The sequence below is a fragment of the Kitasatospora sp. NPDC059648 genome (genome assembly GCF_042734825.1).
Taxonomy (GTDB): Bacteria; Actinomycetota; Actinomycetes; order Streptomycetales; family Streptomycetaceae; genus Kitasatospora.
Window position 1 is genome coordinate 95309 of sequence record NZ_JBHWDU010000021.1, and the last position, 18615, is coordinate 113923.

General features: G+C 73.8%; 20 protein-coding genes. 12 read left to right on the forward strand and 8 right to left on the reverse strand.

Annotation, left to right across the window (positions count from 1 at the left end):
• Positions 1-129 precede the first annotated feature (129 nt).
• From ACFV1W_RS15845 to ACFV1W_RS15865, 5 genes are all read left to right on the forward strand, one after another.
• Entirely contained in the window at positions 130-1509 is a 1380-nt protein-coding gene (locus ACFV1W_RS15845; RefSeq protein ID WP_380416893.1) for a serine hydrolase domain-containing protein, read from the forward strand.
• A 448-nt stretch (positions 1510-1957) separates the two neighbouring features.
• Positions 1958-2791, forward strand: coding sequence for a GNAT family N-acetyltransferase (locus tag ACFV1W_RS15850; protein ID WP_380416857.1), 834 nt, complete (start codon positions 1958-1960; stop codon positions 2789-2791).
• Complete coding sequence (locus ACFV1W_RS15855) at positions 2788-3669, forward strand: lysophospholipid acyltransferase family protein (RefSeq protein ID WP_380416859.1); 882 nt, start codon at positions 2788-2790, stop codon at positions 3667-3669. The genes ACFV1W_RS15850 and ACFV1W_RS15855 overlap by 4 nt, the downstream gene beginning before the upstream one ends.
• Before the next feature lie 816 nt (positions 3670-4485).
• A complete protein-coding gene (gene pip / locus ACFV1W_RS15860) occupies positions 4486-5454 on the forward strand; it encodes a prolyl aminopeptidase (RefSeq protein WP_380416895.1) in 969 nt (322 codons plus the stop codon).
• 69 nt (positions 5455-5523) lie between these two features.
• A complete protein-coding gene (locus tag ACFV1W_RS15865) occupies positions 5524-6522 on the forward strand; it encodes a YdcF family protein (protein WP_380416860.1) in 999 nt (332 codons plus the stop codon).
• 305 nt (positions 6523-6827) lie between these two features.
• Here ACFV1W_RS15865 and ACFV1W_RS15870 read toward each other — a convergent pair whose 3' ends face one another.
• The 3 genes from ACFV1W_RS15870 to ACFV1W_RS15880 form a co-directional block, all read right to left on the reverse strand.
• Positions 6828-7001 carry a PaaI family thioesterase gene (locus ACFV1W_RS15870; protein ID WP_380416863.1) on the reverse strand — a complete coding sequence of 58 codons (174 nt, stop codon included), beginning with the start codon at positions 6999-7001 and terminating at the stop codon, positions 6828-6830.
• Between the two features lie 22 nt (positions 7002-7023).
• The gene (gene mca / locus ACFV1W_RS15875; RefSeq protein WP_380416864.1) at positions 7024-7947 is read right to left on the reverse strand and encodes a mycothiol conjugate amidase Mca; all 924 of its coding nucleotides are present in this window, start codon (positions 7945-7947) and stop codon (positions 7024-7026) included.
• 72 nt (positions 7948-8019) lie between these two features.
• Positions 8020-8493, reverse strand: a complete 474-nt coding sequence (locus ACFV1W_RS15880) for an MFS transporter (RefSeq protein ID WP_380416865.1) — start codon at positions 8491-8493, stop codon at positions 8020-8022.
• 128 nt (positions 8494-8621) lie between these two features.
• Between ACFV1W_RS15880 and ACFV1W_RS15885 the strand changes: the two genes are divergently transcribed.
• The 4 genes from ACFV1W_RS15885 to murQ all read left to right on the forward strand — a co-directional run bounded on the left by ACFV1W_RS15885 (position 8622) and on the right by murQ (position 11473).
• Positions 8622-9284: a TetR/AcrR family transcriptional regulator gene (locus tag ACFV1W_RS15885; RefSeq protein WP_380416868.1), complete on the forward strand. Its 663-nt coding sequence runs from the start codon at positions 8622-8624 to the stop codon at positions 9282-9284.
• Between the two features lie 71 nt (positions 9285-9355).
• Positions 9356-9664, forward strand: a complete 309-nt coding sequence (locus ACFV1W_RS15890) for a hypothetical protein (protein ID WP_380416870.1) — start codon at positions 9356-9358, stop codon at positions 9662-9664.
• Between the two features lie 96 nt (positions 9665-9760).
• Positions 9761-10441: a DUF6445 family protein gene (locus ACFV1W_RS15895; RefSeq protein WP_380416871.1), complete on the forward strand. Its 681-nt coding sequence runs from the start codon at positions 9761-9763 to the stop codon at positions 10439-10441.
• 126 nt (positions 10442-10567) lie between these two features.
• Positions 10568-11473 (forward strand): N-acetylmuramic acid 6-phosphate etherase, encoded by a 906-nt coding sequence (gene murQ / locus ACFV1W_RS15900; RefSeq protein WP_380416872.1) that lies wholly within the window; start codon positions 10568-10570, stop codon positions 11471-11473.
• A gap of 103 nt (positions 11474-11576) precedes the next feature.
• Here the strand turns inward: murQ and ACFV1W_RS15905 are convergent, their stop codons facing one another.
• Complete coding sequence (locus ACFV1W_RS15905) at positions 11577-12149, reverse strand: helix-turn-helix domain-containing protein (protein ID WP_380416873.1); 573 nt, start codon at positions 12147-12149, stop codon at positions 11577-11579.
• A gap of 162 nt (positions 12150-12311) precedes the next feature.
• Here ACFV1W_RS15905 and ACFV1W_RS15910 point away from each other — a divergent pair, with 162 nt between their 5' ends.
• Positions 12312-12938, forward strand: a complete 627-nt coding sequence (locus ACFV1W_RS15910; RefSeq protein ID WP_380416875.1) for a class I SAM-dependent methyltransferase — start codon at positions 12312-12314, stop codon at positions 12936-12938.
• 18 nt (positions 12939-12956) lie between these two features.
• On the opposite strand, the gene ACFV1W_RS15915 is transcribed toward ACFV1W_RS15910, so the two are convergent.
• The gene (locus tag ACFV1W_RS15915; protein ID WP_380416876.1) at positions 12957-13505 is read right to left on the reverse strand and encodes an isochorismatase family protein; all 549 of its coding nucleotides are present in this window, start codon (positions 13503-13505) and stop codon (positions 12957-12959) included.
• Positions 13506-13530: 25 nt separating this feature from the next.
• Complete coding sequence (locus ACFV1W_RS15920; protein WP_380416878.1) at positions 13531-14202, reverse strand: TetR/AcrR family transcriptional regulator C-terminal domain-containing protein; 672 nt, start codon at positions 14200-14202, stop codon at positions 13531-13533.
• Positions 14203-14275: 73 nt separating this feature from the next.
• Here ACFV1W_RS15920 and ACFV1W_RS15925 point away from each other — a divergent pair, with 73 nt between their 5' ends.
• Positions 14276-15586 (forward strand): MFS transporter, encoded by a 1311-nt coding sequence (locus ACFV1W_RS15925; RefSeq protein WP_380416880.1) that lies wholly within the window; start codon positions 14276-14278, stop codon positions 15584-15586.
• An 82-nt stretch (positions 15587-15668) separates the two neighbouring features.
• Here the strand turns inward: ACFV1W_RS15925 and ACFV1W_RS15930 are convergent, their stop codons facing one another.
• The gene (locus ACFV1W_RS15930; protein ID WP_380416882.1) at positions 15669-16031 is read right to left on the reverse strand and encodes a hypothetical protein; all 363 of its coding nucleotides are present in this window, start codon (positions 16029-16031) and stop codon (positions 15669-15671) included.
• 437 nt (positions 16032-16468) lie between these two features.
• Between ACFV1W_RS15930 and ACFV1W_RS15935 the strand changes: the two genes are divergently transcribed.
• Complete coding sequence (locus ACFV1W_RS15935) at positions 16469-18058, forward strand: TolB family protein (protein ID WP_380416884.1); 1590 nt, start codon at positions 16469-16471, stop codon at positions 18056-18058.
• A 25-nt stretch (positions 18059-18083) separates the two neighbouring features.
• Here the strand turns inward: ACFV1W_RS15935 and ACFV1W_RS15940 are convergent.
• On the reverse strand, positions 18084-18615 hold a 532-nt coding region (locus ACFV1W_RS15940), incomplete at its 5' end, for a hypothetical protein (protein ID WP_380416886.1).

Consider the following 18615-nt stretch of genomic DNA (forward strand, 5'->3'; position numbering starts at 1 on the left):
GCCGGCGGGACCACGGGCTGTCGGGCTGGGGGCTGGCGGGCTGGCGGGCTGGGCCGACGGCCTCATTCACTCCGGTCCGGGGCGCGACTGGGCTACTGTCCGTCCATGCCGATGAGCCCAGACGGTCGGATGACCGACCAGCCCGACCAGTTGCTGCCCACCACCCGCCGCGCCCTGCTGCACCGCGTGGCCGTCGCCCAGGCCGAGGGCCGCACCCCCTCCCTGGTGGCCGGGGTGGTGCGGGACGGCCGGCTGGTGTGGAGCGGCGCCCGCAGCATGGTCGACGGCCACGCGCCGGACGCGGACGTCCAGTACCGGATCGGCTCGCTCACCAAGACCTTCGTCGCGGTGCTGGTGCTCCGGCTGCGCGACGAGGGTCTGCTCGACCTCGCCGATCCGCTGGGCCGCCACCTGCCCGGCACCCCGGCCGACGATGTCACCGTCGCCCAGCTGCTCGCCCACTCCGGCGGGCTCGCCGCCGAGACGCCCGAGCCCTGGTGGGAGCGGACGGACGGCGCCGTGCGGCCCGAACTCGCCGACCTGCTGGAGGAGGAGAGCCCGTTCAAGCACCCGGCCGGGCGCCGCCACCACTACTCCAACCCCGGCTACGCACTGCTCGGCGCCCTGGTCGAGGAGCTGCGCGGCGAACCCTGGGGCGAGGCGCTGCGCCGCGAGGTGCTGGCCCCGCTCGGCATGGACCGCACCACCCTGCTGCCCGAGCACCCGCACGCCGGGGGCTTCGCCGTCCACCCGTGGGCCGACGTCATGCTGCCCGAACCGCTCACCGACACCGGCCTGATGGGCCCGGCCGGCCAGCTCTGGTCCACCGGCGCCGACCTGGCCCGCTGGGCCGCCTTCCTCGCCGCCGGCGACGACAAGGTGCTCGCGGCCGACACCCTCGCCGAGATGCGCCGCCCCGCCGTCGGCCCGGATGACGCCGAGTGGACCTCCGGCTACGGCCTCGGTCTGCAACTGCGCCGCCACGAGGGCCGGTTGCTGTACGGACACTCCGGCTCGATGCCCGGCTTCACGGCCGGGCTGTGGGTCAGCACGGACGACGGGCTGGCCGCGTTCGCCCTGTCCAACGCCACCAGCGGCGCCGGCACCGCACTGCTGGCGGCCCAGTTGATCGGCATCACGGCCGCCCACGAGCCCCGGCTGCCCGCGCCCTGGCGCCCGCTGCCCGAGGTGGACGAGGAACTGCTGGCGCTCACCGGGCCCTGGTACTGGGGCGCCACGCCCAACGTCCTGCGGCTGCGGGCCGAGGGCGTCCTGGAACTCACCGAGCTCGTGGGCGGCCGCCGGGGCTCGCGCTTCCGGCCCCAGCCGGACGGCAGCTGGCTCGGCCTGGACAACTACTACGCGGGCGAGACCCTGCGGGTGGTCCGGCAGCCCGACGGGACGGTCAGCCACCTGGACGTCGGCTCCTTCGTCTACACCCGTGAGCCGTACGGACCGGCCACCGCCGTTCCCGGGGGCGTCGACCCGCAGGGCTGGCGGGCGTTCTGAGCAGTGGCGGAGACGTGACGCCCGGATGTGACGGCGGAGCTGCGATCGCCGGGGCGTGACGGCAGAGCTGCGATCGCCGGGGCGTGACGGCACAGCTGCGATCGCCGGGGCGTGACGGCAGAGCTGCGATCGCCGGGGCGTGACGGCAGAGCTGCGATCGCCGGGGCGTGACGGCGGAGCTGCGACCGCGGGGGTGCGCGAGGCAGATGCGCGCCCCCGTTGTCCACCCCGGTCGAACGACCGCCCGGTGCCGGGCAGATGACCGGCAGACTGCGAAGGGTCCCATTCAACAGGTGCACATCTGCGCTCCGCCGGGCCGCAACGTGAATGCCAACCGGCTTGGAGACACATACGGGGACCGGTTCGCGTCCATGCCCAACACCTGCGGGCCGGACGGTGCCCTGGCGATCCACGGCACCGCCGATCGTGCTGCCCTGGAGGGTCCGCCATGACCACCGCCCCCACGTACGCTCCGTCCGCAGTCGCCCCCACCCACAACGCCCCGGCGATCCCCGCCCCTCGCCACCAGCCGGCCCCGGCCGCCGCCTACACCGTGTCCCTCGCCCGCGACGAGGACGACGTGCGCGCCGCCCAGCGGCTGCGCCACCAGGTCTTCGCCGCCGAACTCGGCGCCGACCTCCACAGCCCGGTCGCCGGACTCGACATCGACCCCTTCGACGAGTACTGCGACCACCTGCTGGTCCGCGAGGGCGAGGACGGCGCCGTCGTCGGCACCTACCGGCTGCTGCGTCCCGAGGCCGCCCGCCGGGCCGGAAGGCTCTACTCCGACGGCGAGTTCGACCTCTCCGCGCTGGCGCCGGCCCGGCCCGGCCTGGTCGAGCTGGGCCGCTCCTGCATCCACCCCGACCACCGGGGCAACGGCGCGGTCATCAACCTGATGTGGGGCGGCATCGCCCGCTACCTCGCCGACACCGGCAACACCTGGGTCGGCGGCTGCTGCTCGATCGGGCTGGAGGACGGCGGCGCCACCGCCGCCCGCGTCTGGGACACCGTCAGCGCCAAGTACCTGGCCCCCGAGCGGTACCGGGTCACCCCGCACCGCCGCTGGGACGCCACGGGCGTGCCACGCGCCAACCGCGGCGCCCTGCCCGCCCTGCTCCGCGGCTACCTTCGGCTCGGCGCCTGGGTCTGCGGAGAGCCCGCCTACGACCCCGACTTCGACTGCGCCGACCTGTACGTGCTGCTGTCGCTGGAGCGCACCGACCCGCGCTACCTGCGGCACTTCCTGTCCGGAGCACCCGCGCTGGGCGCCTCGTCATGAGCGTCTGGCTCCCGACCGCGCCCTGCCGGCCGGAAACCTGCCTGGGCGAGCGCGCGCCGGAGGTCTCGCACCCCCGGAGGGCGCTGCGGCTGAGTGCCTGCCTGGTCGCGGTGCTCGCGGGCGTACTGCTCAGCCTGCCGGTGCGGCTGCTGCCGTACGGCGCCCGGGACCGGCTGATCCGGCTCTGGGCCCGGGTGCTGCTGCGTACCCTCGGGGTGACCGTCCACCTCGGGACACCCGGAGCGCCCGGGACGGCCGGAGCGGACAGCACGGGCGGCGGCGGGGCGGCCGGCGCTGCGGTCGGCGGCGGGGCGGCCGGCGCCGACGGGGCGCTCGTGGTGGCCAACCACGTGTCCTGGCTGGACATCCCGTTGCTCGCCGCCGGGCGGCCTGGGCGCGCGCTGGCCAAGACCGAGGTCCGCAAGTGGCCGGTGCTCGGACCGCTCGTCGCCTGGGGCGGCACCGTGTTCCTGGACCGCGATCGGCTGCGCACGCTCCCGGACACCGTCGCGGCGGTCACCGAGGTGCTGCGCTCCGGACACCCGGTGATCGTCTTCCCGGAGGGGTCGACCTGGTGCGGGCGGGAGAGCGGACGGTTCCGGCCCGCCCTGTTCCAGGCGGCGGTGGAGGCGGGTGCCTACGTCCAGCCGGTGACGATCCGCTACCGGCTGGCGGACGGACGGCCGACCAGCGCGCCCGCCTTCATCGGCGACGACGGGCTGCTCACCTCGCTCGCCAGGGTGGTCGCGGTGCGCGGTCTGGTCGCGGACGTCACCTTCCTGCCGCCGATCCCGCCGCCCGGGCCGCAGCCCGCCCGGGCGGGGGCCCGCCGTGAGCTGGCCCGGGCGGCGCAGGCGGCAGTGGAGGGGATCCGCTGAGGCCGTCGTACCCACGCCGCCCGGCCGTCCTGCTCGGCTCGACCCGACGCGGCTCGACCCCGCTCGGCTCGGCTGCGCTCCTCTTCCGCGGCCTGCCCACGGACCAGTACCCCGACCTCCCGCACCTGGCCGACCACCTCACCGGGCCGGACATGGACGCCCGCTTCGACTTCTGCCTCAACCGAGTCCTCGACGGCCTGACTGCCCTGCTGCCGCCGGAACGTCGCTGACCTGCGACGTCACCACGGCGATCGGCCAGGATCGCCACAGGCAAAGGGGAGCCAAAGCATTGGCAAAAGGATGGTGGGCGTGGACGGGGAACGAACGACGCAGGAGCCGGCCGGGCAGCAGCCGGGGGACCCGACACCCGTGCCCGGCGGCCAGGTCGGGCTGTTCACCGGCGTCGCCCGCGAGTCGACGGGCTGCCTGGGCGAGCTGGTCCTCGAACTCGTCGGCGGCGCCCTGCCGATCGTCCTCACCACGGGTTCACTCGCGGCGGCCTTCCTGCTCGCCCGGGTGCTCCACCGGGCCAGCCCGGTCGGCGCCTACGGGCTCGCCGCACTCGGTCTGCTCGGGCTGGCCCACGGCCTCCGCCACCGGCGCCGACCGAAGGAGCAGCGCAGCCGGCTCGGCCGGATCACCGCCGGCGTCACGGGTGCGCTGGGCTTCTGGCTGTTCCTCTGCGTCCTCTACGCCTCCTTCGGCACCGCCTTCGGGCTGGACATCGGGCTCTGCTCAACAACCGGCGGCCGCGCGGGCCCGAGGGCGGGTAGGCTCACCCGGCGGCCCGTCCGAACGTCCACGGAGGAGTCACCGATGTCCGAGCTGTACCACCACAACGAGCCGTACGCGCAGGGCCTGTTGGACGTCGGCGACGGGCAGCGGATCCACTGGAACACCTCCGGCCACCCGGCCGGAATGCCTGCCGTGGTGGTGCACGGCGGCCCCGGCTCGGGCCACAACCCGGGCTCCCGACGGTACTTCGACCCGCGGCGCTACCGCGTCGTCCAGTACGACCAGCGCGGCTGCGGGCGCAGCCTGCCGCACGCCGCCGACCCGTCGACCGGGCTGGAGCACAACACCACCGCCCACCTGGTCGCCGACCTGGAGCGGCTGCGCGAGCACCTGGGCATCGACAAGTGGCTGATGTACGGCGGCTCCTGGGGATCCACACTGATCCTGGCGTACGCGCAGGCCCACCCGCAGCGGGTCTCCGGGATCGTGATCTGCGGGGTGACCATGACGCGCCCGGAGGAGATCGAATGGCTCTACCGGGGCGTCGGCCGCTTCCTGCCCGGGCCCTGGGAGGAGTTCCGCGACTTCCTGCCAGCCGCAGACCGGGACGGTGACGTTTTCGACCTGCTCGCCGCCTACAGCCGGCAGTTCGACAGCCCGGAGGAGGACGTTCGTCGGGCCGCCGCCCGGTCCTGGTCCACCTGGGAGGACGCGGTCATCTCGCACGAGGTGCTGGGCAAGCCGAACGCCTACTCCGACCGCCCCTCCGACGCCTTGATGGCCTTCACCCGGATCACGGCTCACTACTTCTCGCATCGGGCCTTCCTGGCGGACGGCCAACTGCTCCGCGACGCCGGGCGACTGGCCGGCATCCCCGGCGAACTGATACACGGCCGACTCGACCTCGGCGGGCCGCTCCGCACGGCCTGGGAACTGGCCAGTGCCTGGCCGGACGCCCGGCTGACGGTGATCGACGAGGCCGGGCACACCGGAAGTCCGCGGATGACGGAGGCGCTCCGCGCCGCCGTCGAACGGTTCGCCCGAGGGTGAACGCCCCTGGCACCAACGGGCCGTTCGTACAGATGATCTAGAAGTCCATTTCCCCCTACGATACGACTCATGCTCGCTTATGCCCCAGCCGCCCTGTTCTTCCTGCTGTGCGGGATCGGGGTACTGCGCGACCGCCGCCGGTTCAGCAACGCCGTCCTGCTCGGCATCGCCGTCTCGCTCCTCGCCCTCGCCCTGCTCACCGAACTCCGCAGGGCGCCCACGCTGGTGGCGGAGCTCGCGGCGGTGGCGATCATCCTCCTGCCGACCGCCGGAACGGTGGCCCTGGTCTGGTTCCTGCTCGCCAACGGCGTGACCATGATCCGCAAGGAGGGGAGGCGCCCGGCCAACCTGCTCTCCCTGCTCGCCGGGCTGGGCATCGTCGCCGTCATCGCGCTGCTCTTCGCCGCCATCGCCACCCGCTCACCGCGGCTCGGCATCCTGGCCGGCACCGCCGTGCTGGTGGTCGGGTACATCTCCTTCCTGTTCGTCTGCTTCGTCGGCTACGCGTTCCTGTACGGCCGCCACCGGCCGCGCGGGGACGTGGACTTCGTGGTAGTGCTCGGCTCCGGCCTGATCGGTGGCGAGCGCGTCCCGCCGCTGCTGGCCAGCCGGCTCAACCGGGGCCGCGAGGTGTACGAGCAGCAGGCCGCCCGCGGCAACCCTCCGGTGCTGATCACCTCGGGCGGCCAGGGTCCGGACGAGAAGCTGCCGGAGGCCGACGCCATGGCCGACTACCTGATCGAGTGCGGCTTCCCGACCGAGCACATCGAGCGCGAGGACCGCTCGCGCACCACTGAGGAGAACCTGCTCTTCAGCAGGGCCATCATGGAGCGGGCCAAGCCCGACTACCGCTGCGTCGTGGTGACCAACAACTTCCACGCCTTCCGAGCCGCGCTGACCGCCCGCAAGACCGGCGTCAACGGGCACGTCTTCGGCTCACCCACCGCCCGCTACTACTGGCCGAGCGCGACCATCCGCGAGTTCGCGGCGATCTTCCTCTCGCACAAGTTGGTCAACTTCGGGATCTGCGGCCTCCTTGCGCTCTGCGGGGTGCTGGCGGCGCTCTGAGCGCCCCCTCCCCCGGTTCTGGGAGTGTGCGAGTCGGGCTCGGCTGCCGCGGGCGCCGCCGCAGCATGAACGGCCGCAGCACCTGCGGCAGGTGCGTCCACCGGCCTCGGGGACCGTGGGGTCAGGCCGCGGGCCGGGGCGCCAGGATCGCGCAGGCGGTGGTGGCGTGCGCATAGAGCCTGCCGCTCTCCGCGCCCACCACCCTGGCCTCGGCGGTCGCCATCGTCCGGCCCCGGTGCACAGCTCCACAGCCTCGCGGCGCAGCGGCTCCGAGTCGGCGAAGAGCGGGCGCAGCATCTGGACGTTCAGCTGGGTGATGGTGTATCGACCCTGGCCGGCAGCTTGCTCAGCATGGCGCAGCCGAGCGCCGAGTCGAGCAGGGTGGCCAGGTACCCGCCGTGAACGGTGTTCATGGGGTTGAACAGGTGGTCCCCGGCCTCCCCCTCGAACACCACCGTTCCGGGCTTCACCTCGGTCATGTGCCGTGTTCGAACGGCTTGCTCAAGCCCCTTGCACAGCCCTCACCCCCGCGAACAGATCGTTCTCGACCGCGTCGGCCGACCCGACCGACCCTCTCGCCTCCGCCGCGCTGCCGGGACCGGACACGAGGCTCCGCACCAGGTGGTAGTCCTCGGTCGGCCAGACCTCGCGCTCGATCTCCCGTGGGTGCGCCATGAACGCGACGCCGGGCTGGACCTGGGTGGCGTGAGCCAGCATCGCCGCGTCCCGTACGGCGAACTGGTCGGCACACTCGATCCGGGTGGTGGTCACGAGGGCGGGCGGGGTGTCCGGCCAGCCGGCGAGCAGTTCGCCCATCTCCGAAGCGATTCCGCGCTCCGTCATGGCGTCGTGCAGCGTCTGGAACCAGGCCCGGGAGAGCGCCAGGTGGTAGTAGAGCTTCGCCACCTGCCAGGCCTCGCCCGCCTCGGGGTAGCGCTTCGGATCGGCAGCCGCATCGAAGGCCTCGACGGCGACCTTGTGGGTCATCACGTGGTCCGGGTGCGGATACCCGCCCGTCTCGTCGTAGGTGATCACGACGTGCGGACGGAACTCCCGGATCAGCGCGACCAGCGGTGCCGCCGCGACCTCCAACGGCTGGGCGGCGAAGCAGCCTTCCGGCAGCGGCTCGTCCGGGCCCGGCATCCCGGAGTCGACGAAGCCGAGGAACTGCTGGCGCACACCGAGGATTTCACGTGCGGCGTCCATCTCCTGCCGCCGGATCCGGGTGAGGTCGGCCCGTACCTCGGGCCGGTCCAGCGCCGGGTTGAGCACCGAACCGCGCTCGCCACCGGTGCAGGTCGCGACCAGGACGTCCACGCCCTCGGCCGCGTACCGGGCGAGGGTGCCCGCACCCTTGCTGGATTCGTCGTCGGGGTGGGCGTGCACGGTGAGCAGTCGCAGGCCGCCGGGGTGCTTGGTGAACATGGGTACCTCCAAGCTCGAACAGGGTCGAGACGGTCGAGCGGACATGATGGGTGGTCAAGGACGGGCGGCCGGTCAGTCTGTCGTACGGGCGGAGCCCGGGTAGAGCAGGGCCGGTGCGATCGAGAGCACCGACAGGGCCAGCACCCACCAGAAGGTCATGGCGAAAGCCGCCCCCGGGTGCCCCGGGTGCCCCGCCTGAACCCGCTGGAGGACCAGCGTCAGCACCGCCGTGCCGAGCGCCCCGCCGAGCCGGTTGAGCACATTGACCACGCCTGCGGCCGCAGGCACCTGGGCCTTCTCCACGCTCCCGTACACCGCCGCCATCCCGGGGATCACGGTGATCCCCATGCCCACCCCGCGCAGGGCCAGGGAACCGACGACCAGCCAGTCGGCCGGGCCGGACCCGTCACCGAGCCGGGTGAAGACGAGCATGCCGAGCAGGGAGCAGCCGATGCCGATCAGGATCAGCGGGCGCGGCGCGAAGCGGTCGGCTATTCGGCCGGACAGCAGCGAGGTGACCGCCGTACCGAGCGCCTGGGGCGCCAATGCGCCCTCCCCAGGGTCGTTCCTCCGGCGGTCGCTCCGACCACCCGGAGAGAATTTAGGACGGACACAATGATTGGGTCAAGCCTAATTTCTGTGCTGGACCCAGCGGACTGCGCTAGGCTCGGGCCATGACCGGCACCGGCACCACCCCGAACCTGCGCGAGCTCAACAAGCGCCGCACCCGCGAGGCGATCTCGCACGCCGCGACCAGGCTCTTCATCGAGCGCGGCTTCGACCGCACGACCATCGCCGAGGTGGCGGCCGCCGCCGGGGTCGCCAAGATGACCGTCACCAACCACTTCCCGCGCAAGGAGGACCTCTTCTTCGACCTGCACGAGGAGATCGTCGGCCGGCTCCCCCACGCCGTCGCCGAGCGCGCCCCCGGCGAGTCCGCCCTCGCCGCGCTGCGCCGCGACTGCCTGGCCGGCCTGGACCGGCGCGATCCGAGACTCGGCTTCTCCGGCCCCGACTTCGCCCGCACCATCGCCGAGAGCCCTGCCCTCGGCGCCCGGCTGCGCGAGCTGAACGAGCAGAGCGAGGCCGCACTCGCCGAGGCGCTGGCCGAGGCCGTGCACACGGATCCCGACGAGCCCCGGGGCGTCGACTTCGAGAGCCGGGTCGCCGCCGCCCTGCTCGCCGCCGTCGACCGGGCGGTGCTCTCCGAGGTCTTCCGCCGCACCCTGGCCGGCGAGGAGCAGGCCGCCATCGCCACCGCCGTCCGCCCCTCCGCCGCCCAGGCCTTCGACCGACTGGAGGGCGCACTCGGCTCCTACGCCGTCCGCAAGATCTGACCGACCGACCCGACCGACCGACCCGGCCGACCCGCCAGACACCCACGCATCGGCCCGCACGGCCGCCCGTCATGATCACCCACGGCCCGATCCGCTGGGCCCGCCCGGCTCTCAACCCCACCGTCGACGAGACGGCGCCCCTGAACACCGCGCAGCCCACCAACGCGTGGCCGATCAACCGCGAAGCCATCATGCCGGACGGCAGCCGCATCGGCTCCGACACGTGCATCGGCACCCACCGGTGCGACGGGGCCACCGGCACCTGGCTTCAGCACCACCTCTCCGCGCACCTCGTCCCGGTCCAACTCGTCGAGGCGGGCATCCTGTTGGCACTCACCCTCCTGGTCCTGACGGCGGCCTTCCTCCGCATCCGCCGGTGAAGGGCCGTCGGAACCCCCTCCGCTTGCGCTTCCCTTGACGAAAGGTTGACCTGTTCACGGCAGATCGTTGACGCGGGACGCCCCTATGGTCGGCCCATGCCCTCACAGCCCATCAGGCCAACCGCACTGCCGGTCCTGCCCTACCGCAAGCCCACTCGCGGGCGGGACTACTGGGTCCTGGACAACGTCCTGCCCGACCCGGATGCGGTCCGCGAGCGCGTCCTGGCTCGCGGCGACTGGACCGAGGGCTACCCGCACCGCCCGGAGACGTGGCCCGGCCTGCGCACCATGCCCGGCCTGGAGCCGGACGAACTGGCGCGGGTCGAGGCCCGGGTCCGCAAGGCCACCGGCGCCTCCCGGCTCTGGGTGCAGAGCACCCCGGGCGGCGGCACCCTCAACCACAACTGCGTCCAGGTCGTGGGCGCCGGCGAGTCGGAGTCGCGTCCCCACACCGACTCCCGCGCGCTCTGCCGCTACGCCGCCGTGCTCTACCTGAGCCCGGGCGCCCCCAAGGACGCCGGCACCAGCTTCTACCGGCAGCAGTTCCCCGGCGGCCGCCTCGGCGGCAACCTGGTCAACGCCCCGCACAACAACCTGGTCGAGGCCCTAGGCACCCGCCACGTCCCCGCCGACCACTTCACCGAGGACGTCCGCGTCCCCAACCGCTACAACCAACTGCTCCTCTACCACGCCAACCTGATCCACAGCGCCACCAACTACTACGGCGCCGACCTGGCGGACCGTCGGATGACGGCGGTCTTCTTCTGGATGGCCTGACGAACGAACAGGCAGCCCCCGCAAGACCGGCAGGGCCCGTAGGACCGGCACAGCCCCCGCAGGACCGGCAGCGCCCGTAGGATCACAGGGAACAGCCATTGGCCCCCTGGACACCCCGAGGCCGCGATGACCCAGGACGCCGTACCCACCACCGAGACGGTCCGCGCCGACTGGGCCGGGATCGACCGGCTGCCCACGCTCGACCTGCTCCGCCTGATGAACGCCGAGGACAGCACCGTCCCGGCCGCCGTCGCCGGGGAGCTGGCAGCGATCGCCACCGTGGTGGACGCCGCGGCCGCCCGGATGACGCGCGGCGGGCGGCTGGTCTACGCCGGAGCGGGCACGGCCGGACGGCTCGGGGTGCTGGACGCCGCCGAGTGCCCGCCGACCTTCGGCACCGAACCGTCCCTGGTGGTCGGCCTGATCGCGGGCGGCCGGACGGCCGTGACGGAGGCCGTCGAGGGCGCCGAGGACCGCACCGACCTCGCCGAGGCCGATATCGCGGCGCTCGGCCTCACCCCGGCCGACACCCTGGTGGGCGTCTCCGCCTCCGGCCGCACCCCGTACCCGCTGGCCGCCGTCCGCGCTGCGCGGGCGTCCGGGGCGCTGACCGTCGGGCTGGCGTGCAACCGGGGGTCGGCGCTGGTGGCGGCGGCGGAGCTGGGGATCGAGGTCGAGGTCGGACCTGAGGTGCTGGCCGGCTCCACCCGGCTGAAGGCGGGCACCGCTCAGAAGCTGGTGCTCAATCTGCTGTCCACGGCCGTGATGGTCCGCCTCGGCCGGACGTACGGAAATCTGATGGTCGACCTGCGGGCCACCAACGCCAAGCTCCGCGACCGCGCCCGACGGATCGTCGCGGAGGCCACCGGCGCCGACGAGGCCGCCGTCCGCCGCGCCCTCACCGCCACCGACGGCCGTACGAAGGACGCCGTCCTGGTCCTGCTCGCCGACGTGGACGCACCCACCGCCGCCCGGCTCCTCGCCGCCGCCGGCGGCCGTCTGCGCGACGCCCTGGAACTGCCCAGGAACTGACGGTTCAGACGGTTCTGGCGGTACCAGCCGCTCAGGCGGTGCGGCCCCTCCAGGCGTGGCGGCCGCTCCAAGCGGTGCGGCCCGCTCAGGCGGTACCAGCCGCTCAGACGGTGCGCGCCCTGAGGTGGGCCCGCTCTCCCTGGTGGCCGAAGAGGATCAGGAGTTCGACGGCGCAGTCACCGTCCGGCCCGAGCCAGTGCGGCACATGGGTGTCGAACTCGGCGGCCTCGCCCGCCCGGAGGACCAGACTCTGGTCGCCCAGCAGCAGGCGCAGCCGGCCGGAGAGGACGTAGACCCACTCGAAGCCCTCATGGGCCTTCAGTTCCGGCTCGGTACCGGGCCGCGGCGGGATCAGCAGCTTGTGCGCCTGGACGCCACCGGGGCGGCTGAGCGGCACGTACGTCATACCGTCCCGGGCCACCGGGCGCAGGTGGATGCGCGGGTCCCCGGTGCGGGGCGCGCCCACGAGGTCGTCGAGGGGGACGGCGTGGACCTCGGCGAGCGGCAGCAGCAGTTCCAGGGTGGGCTTGCGGGTGCCGCCCTCCAGCCGGGAAAGGGTGCTCTCGTTGATCCCCGTCCGTTCGGCGAGTTCCGCCAGCGTCATCCCGCGTCGGCGGCGCAGCTCGCGCAGGCGGGGGCCGACCGCCTCCAGGACGTCCTTCTTCGCGTTGCCCATGCCCTCAGGTTGCCGAAACGGCATGGAGCGTTGCAAGTGCCGCAGGGCACCGGGCACCGTCGTGGCAGCGGGGCACCGTCGTGACGACGGGGCCGCCCCGCGAAGCCGTCGACGCGAACCGCCTCCACCTCCGGACACCCCGGATCCCCGAAAGGGCGCCCCATGCACACCGACTCCGCGACCTTCTGGGAGAACCACTACTCCCGCCTCGACCCCGAGTGGGGCACCCGGCCCAACACCGTCCTGGACGGCCTGGTCGCCGCGCTCGCCCCCGTCCCCGGCACGGCGCTGGACCTGGGCTGCGGTCACGGCGGCGACGCACTGCGGCTCGCCGCCCTCGGCTGGGACGTGACCGCCGTCGACGTCGCGCCCACCGCCCTCGCCCGCGTCGCGGAGCGGGCCGGGGCCGCGGGCCTGTCCGCCCGGATCCACCCCGTCCGCCACGACCTGGCGCGGTCCTTCCCTCCCGGCAGTTTCGACCTGGTCAGCGCCAGCTACTTCCACACGCCCGTCGAGATCCCGCGCGACCGGGTCCTGCGCCGCGCCGCCCGGTCGGTGGCGCCGAACGGGCTGCTGATCGTGGTGGACCACGCCTCGGTGGCACCCTGGTCCTGGCAGGCCGGGCAGGACGTGGAGTTCCCCACCCCTGAGGAGGCCCTCGTCTCCCTGCGGCTCGGCGACGGCTGGCGCACCGAGCGCTGCCACGCTCCCCGGCGCACCGCCACCGGCCCCCAGGGGCAGAGCGCGACCGTCACCGAGAACGTCCTCGCGCTGCGCCGGACGGCCTGAGCGGCCCGTGGCCCCCCGCTAACCCAGCCGCAGGTCCGCCGCCGTCACGACCTCTCCCAGCCGCGGGAAGTCGAGGTCCACCGAGGCCCGGTGCTCCGCCTCGGTCAGCCTGGTCATCGCGTCCTCGACGAAGACCAGCCGGTAGCCGCGGTCGGCGGCCGCGCGGGCGCTCGACTCCACGCCGAGGTTGGTGGCGATCCCGGTGAACACCAGGGTCTCCACGCCCCGGGCCTGGAGCAGTTCGTGCAGCCCGGTGTCCTGGAAGGCGCCGATGGTGCGCTTCACCACGACCTCGTCGGCCGCCGCCTCGACCTCGGCCAGCAGTTCGCTGCCGGGCGGCCGTTCGGTGACGCCCGGCCGCTCGACCCGCACCGCGACGACGGTCGCGCCGACGGCCCGGAAGTCCTCGGCGAGCTTCAGCGAGGCCGTCACGACCTCCGGGCCGGTGTGCGGCGCGAGCTGGTGGGCGACGATCCGGTCCATCAGGTCGATCAGGACCAGGGCCGTCCTGCGGGGGTCAAGGCGGTAAAGGCGGTCCAGGGAGCCAAGGGGACCAAGGGTGGCCATGGCGCACACGCTAGCCCATCCCCCGTCACCCCGAACCCTCCGCCGACTCCCGCGCGATCTCCGCCCGGAACCCCACGATCAGCACCCGCAGCCCGTAGTCGAAGTCGGCGTCGTGGTCGGTCATCCGCAGCACGTCGGCGGCCTCGCCGAGCAGCGGGAGGTCGCGCAGGGCCTCGTCCGGGAACGGCGGCCGGGTGCGCTCCGCGGCGTCCTGCCGCCAGGCCTGCTCCTCGGTGACCCAGCCCATGACGTACCGGTCGACGGTCAACAGCAGCCGCAGGGCGGTGCGCGGGCGCAGCCCGGCCCGGCACAGTGCGCTCAACTGGGCTTCGACGGCCGGGAGTTCTTCCTCGGTGGGCAGGGTGCCCGCGTGCACCCGGGCGCCGTCGCGGTAGGCGAGCAGGGCGGTGCGCTTGGCCCGGGCGTCGGCGGCGATCCACTCGGGCCAGTGCTCCGGGTCCGGCTGGCGGTCGGGCGGGAGGGCCTCGGCGAGCATCGCCTCGGCCATCAGGTCGAGCAGTTCCCGCTTGTTCTTGAAGTGCCAGTAGAGCGCCGGTGACTGCACGCCGAGCTCCCGGGCGAGCCGCCGGGTGCTGAGTCCGTCGATGCCCTCCTCGTTGAGCACGCGCAGCGCGGTGCGCACCACCTCGTCGCGTTGCAGCGCCATCCGTTCGGCCTCCCGGTAATCCGCTTGCATGGCCACCTTATCGCCGCTAAGTTCCGACCCGGACTTTATCAGCGATAAGGAAACGGCGATCAAGGACCCCGTCATGACCTCAGGAACGGACCGCTCCCGGTCCCGACCCCGCTCCCGCCTCCTCCCCCGCCTCCTCCTCCGCCTGCTGCCCGACACCACGCCCTGGCGCTCCTCCCGGGACTTCCGGCTCACCTGGGCCTCCGGCACCGTCACCCTGCTCGGCTCGGTCTTCACCATGACCGCGATCCCGCTGCAGATCGCCGATCTCACCGGCTCGCCGCTCGCGGTGGGCGCCGTCGGCGCGGTCGAACTCGTGCCCACCGTCCTGTTCGGCCTCTACGGCGGGGTGCTCGCCGACCGCGCCGACCGCCGTACCGTCGCACTGGCCGCCGAGATCGCACTCGCCGCGCTCAGCGCCCTGCTGCTGGCCAACGCCCTGCTCGGCACGCCCGCCGTCTGGCCGCTCTACCTCGCCGCCGGCCTGGCCGCCGCGATCCAGGGTCTCCAGCAGCCCTCCGTGGAGGCGATGGTCCCGCGACTGGTGCCGCCGGATCAGCTGGTGGCGGCCGGAGCGCTGCTCTCGCTGCGCTGGAGCATCGGCGGGGTGGCCGCACCCGCGGCCGCCGGGCTGCTGATCGCGACCGCCGGCGTCCCGGCCGCGTACCTCGTCGACCTCGGCACCTTCCTGCTGTCGATCGCCCTGCTCGCCCGCGTCCGCCCCGTCCCCTCGGAGCGGGACGCCGAGGCGCCGCCGCTGCGCGAGTTCGCCGCGGGCGCCCGGTACGTGGCGCGCCGGCCCGACCTGCTGGGCACCTACCTGGCCGACCTCGCGGCCACCGCGTTCGCCCTGCCCACCGCGCTGTTCCCCTTCCTGGCCGAGGAGTTGGACGCGACCTGGGCGCTCGGTCTGCTCTACTCCGCGTCCGCCGCCGGCAGCCTGGTCGCGGCCGCCACCGGGGGCTGGGCCGAGCGGGTGCACCGGCACGGACGGCTGGTCCTGCTCTCCGCCGCCCTGGTCGGCGCGGCCACTGGGGCTGCCGCCTTCGCCCCCGGCCTGTGGGCCGTGCTGCTCTGCCTGGCCGTCGCGGGCGGCGGGCACTGGATCGGCGACACTTTCCGCGGCGCCATCTGGAACCAGTCCATTCCGGACGAACTCCGTGGTCGCGCCGCCGGTCTGGAACTGATGATCGGCTCCGCCGGGCCCGCCCTCGGCGACCTGCGGGCCGGCGGCCTCGCCGCCCGCCAGGGCATCCGGGCCGCGCTGCGCACCGGCGGCCTGCTCTGCCTGGGCGGCAGCACCGTCCTGGCCGCCGCCCTCCCGGCACTCTGGCGCTACGACCAGCGCGAGCACCGACCGGACGCTGCCCCGGAGCCCGCCCGGTGACCGCTCCGAAGCCCGCCCCCCGTGACCGCTGCGGAGCCCGCTCCCGACCGTTCCGAAGGCCACCCCGTGACCACCCGCTTTCTCAGCCCCCCGGAAGCGCCGAGGTGTGCCGGGCTGTCAGCTCGCCGAGCCGGGCGGGTTCGTCCGTACCGCGCTTGGGCAGCAGGGTCATGACTCCGGTCTCCTCGTCACCGCCCAGCAGCAGGAACAGCTCCGGAGTCTCCAGGTGATAGCGCTGTTCCGACCAGGAGAGCGTCGTGACGGACTCCGCGTTGGCGACGGTGAGCCCGGCGCCGTCCGGCACCACCCGGAACTCTCCGCGGTCCGCCACCGCCCGCACCGCCTGCCGCACCTGCCACCGGGGCGCCCCGAGCACCGCCGGCACGATCAGGGCGAACAGCACCGACTGCGGCTTCAGGGTCCCCGCCTCGAACGAGCACAGCACCCCGCCGAGCGCCGAACCGCCTGCGATCAGGTAGGTGTTGCGCCACGCCCGCCGACCCGCGACGGTCCCCGGTCGCGGGCCGCGAAGGCCGCCCGGAAGTCCTCGGCCGTCGGCGTGAAGCGGACCTCCACCGTCTCCGTCCGGCCGCCCGAACCCATCCGAACGACCCTCTCACCAGGCATTTTCCGAGGGATGCTAGCAAAGCGCCGACCCATCCGGTCCGACGGGGCACGCACCCGCACGCCCGCTCCCTTTGACGTGAATACGTCGTTCCGTACGGACCGCCGTTGACCACCCGCCCCGCCCGACGGTTGGCTCACCCACGAGCCGGCCGCCGGGGGGTCGACGCCACCGGCCCGCACCGGCCCTCGACGCCGTCAGGCGCCACCAGGCGCCACCGTCGGCGCGGCCCGGCCGTTCCCAGGGGAGGGGATCCGATGACCCACGCACACACCGCACCGACCCGCACCACACCCACCCATCGCACAGCCACCCATCGCACAGCCACCGATCGCACCCCGACCCCCACCGCACCGCTCCGCCGAACGGCCCGCCAGCTGCTGCGCTCCGCCTGCGCACTCGCCGCGTCCGCCGCCCTCGCGCTGACCGGCGCCCGGGCCGCCCAGGCCGACCCCGGCCCTCACCGCGCGCCCGCCACCGAGCGGGTGTCCGTCGGCCTCGGCCAGGCCCGGCCCGACGGCGCCTCGCGCGCCGCCGGCCTGAGCGCCGACGGCCGCTACGCCGTCTTCACCTCGACCGCCACCAACCTCGTTCCCGGTGACACCAACGGCAGGAGCGACGTCTTCGTCCGCGACCTGCGAACCGGCCGCACCGAGCGGGTCGACACCGGCACGGACGGCGCCCAGGCCGACGGCGATTCCTTCGAGGCCGCCATCAGCGCCGACGGCCGCTACGTCGCCTTCAGCTCCTCCGCCACCAACCTCGCGCCCGGTGCCAACACCGGGTACGACGACGTCTACGTCCACGACCGCCGGACCGGCGAGACCGCCCTGGTCTCCGTCGGCGAGGAACCGGGCCAGCCGCAGAAGGACAAGTTCTCCGGCCACCCCTCGATCAGTCGGGACGGCCGCTACATCGCCTTCCAGTCCAACCGCTCCGACCTGGCCCCGGGCACGGTCACCTGGCAGGGCGCCAACATCTACGTCCACGACCTTCGGACCGGGGAGAACCGCCTGGTCAGCACGGGTGCGGACGGCAAGGAGGCGAACGGCTCCTCCGCCTCCCCGGTGATCAGCGCCGACGGCGGAACCGTCGCCTTCATCTCCAAGGCGACCAACATCATCGCCCCCGACCAGCCCGGCGACGCGCTCTCGCCGGACGCCGCCACCCGGCTCGGTGTTGAGTCCGACCAGGAGTCCGACGAGCAGTTCGTCCGCGACTCGCTCCGGCTCCCCGGGTCATCCCGCGCCGCCGAACAGCCCGGGTCCGCCGACCACCCGCAGCTGCTCAAGCCCCGTCTCTACCCGCTGTACGTCCGCGACCTGCGCTCCGAGGAGACCACCCTGGCCAGCCCGGACGGCAAGGGAGGCTGGCGCGGAGCGGACTACCCCTCGCTCAGCGCGGACGGCCGCTTCGCCGTCTACTCGGCCTGGGTGCAGCACGGCGACAACTGGTCGGACCACCACTTCGAGGTGTACGTCCGGGACTTGGCGAAGGGCACCGAGACCCTGGTCAGCGCCGGCCTGCCCGGGACGACGACCACCGGCGACTCCCTCAACGGTCGGATGACCGCCGACGGCCGCTGGGTGTACTTCGACTCCACGGCCGCCAGCCTGGTGCCCGGCGACACCAACGGCGCCGGCGACGTCTTCCGGCGCGACCTGCGGACCGGCCTCACCGAGCGGGTCAGCCTGGCGGCCGACGGGTCCCAGACCGCCGGCGCCTCGTACGACCCGTACGTCGACGCCCGCGGCACCACGGTGGTGTTCACCTCGGAGGACGGCACCCTCGTCCCGGGCGACACCAACGAGGCCCCGGACGTGTTCGCCCACCGACTGCCCCACTGACCCCGGCGCCCGCGCCGCCCGACCGCTAACCGAAGGACGGCAGCAGGTACCCCAACTGCGGCAACACCGACCACAGTTGCTCCGCCAACCGGGCCGCCGCGGCGACCGCCCCGACGAACAGCTCGCGGCCGGTGTCCGCGGCGTCCACGCCGCCCAAGGGGACCAACCCCCGAACCGGCACCCCCCCCGTGCCCACCGCCGCCCATACCCCGAGGGCCAGCAGCCCGACCGCGCCCAGCCCGGCCAGGAACAGCTCGCCCTCGCGGCTGAACAGCCGCCGGTCGCGCTCGATCGTCACCGCCAACTCCGGTACCGGCGTGGGCCCGAGCGGAGCCGGACGCAGGCGGGCCCGTACCAGGTTGAGCATCGCCTCCCGGATCCTGTCGGGCAGTTGCACCGCCCGCAGGGGCACCCGGTGGATGTGGTAGAGCACCAGTCCGTCGTACCCGGGGCGCCCGTTGGCCGGCCTCGGGTACTCGCGGAACTCGGCCCGGTCGGTGGGCCAGTAGCAGATCCAGTCGACATAGCTCTCCCCGTCCTGCTCGGTGACGTTGACC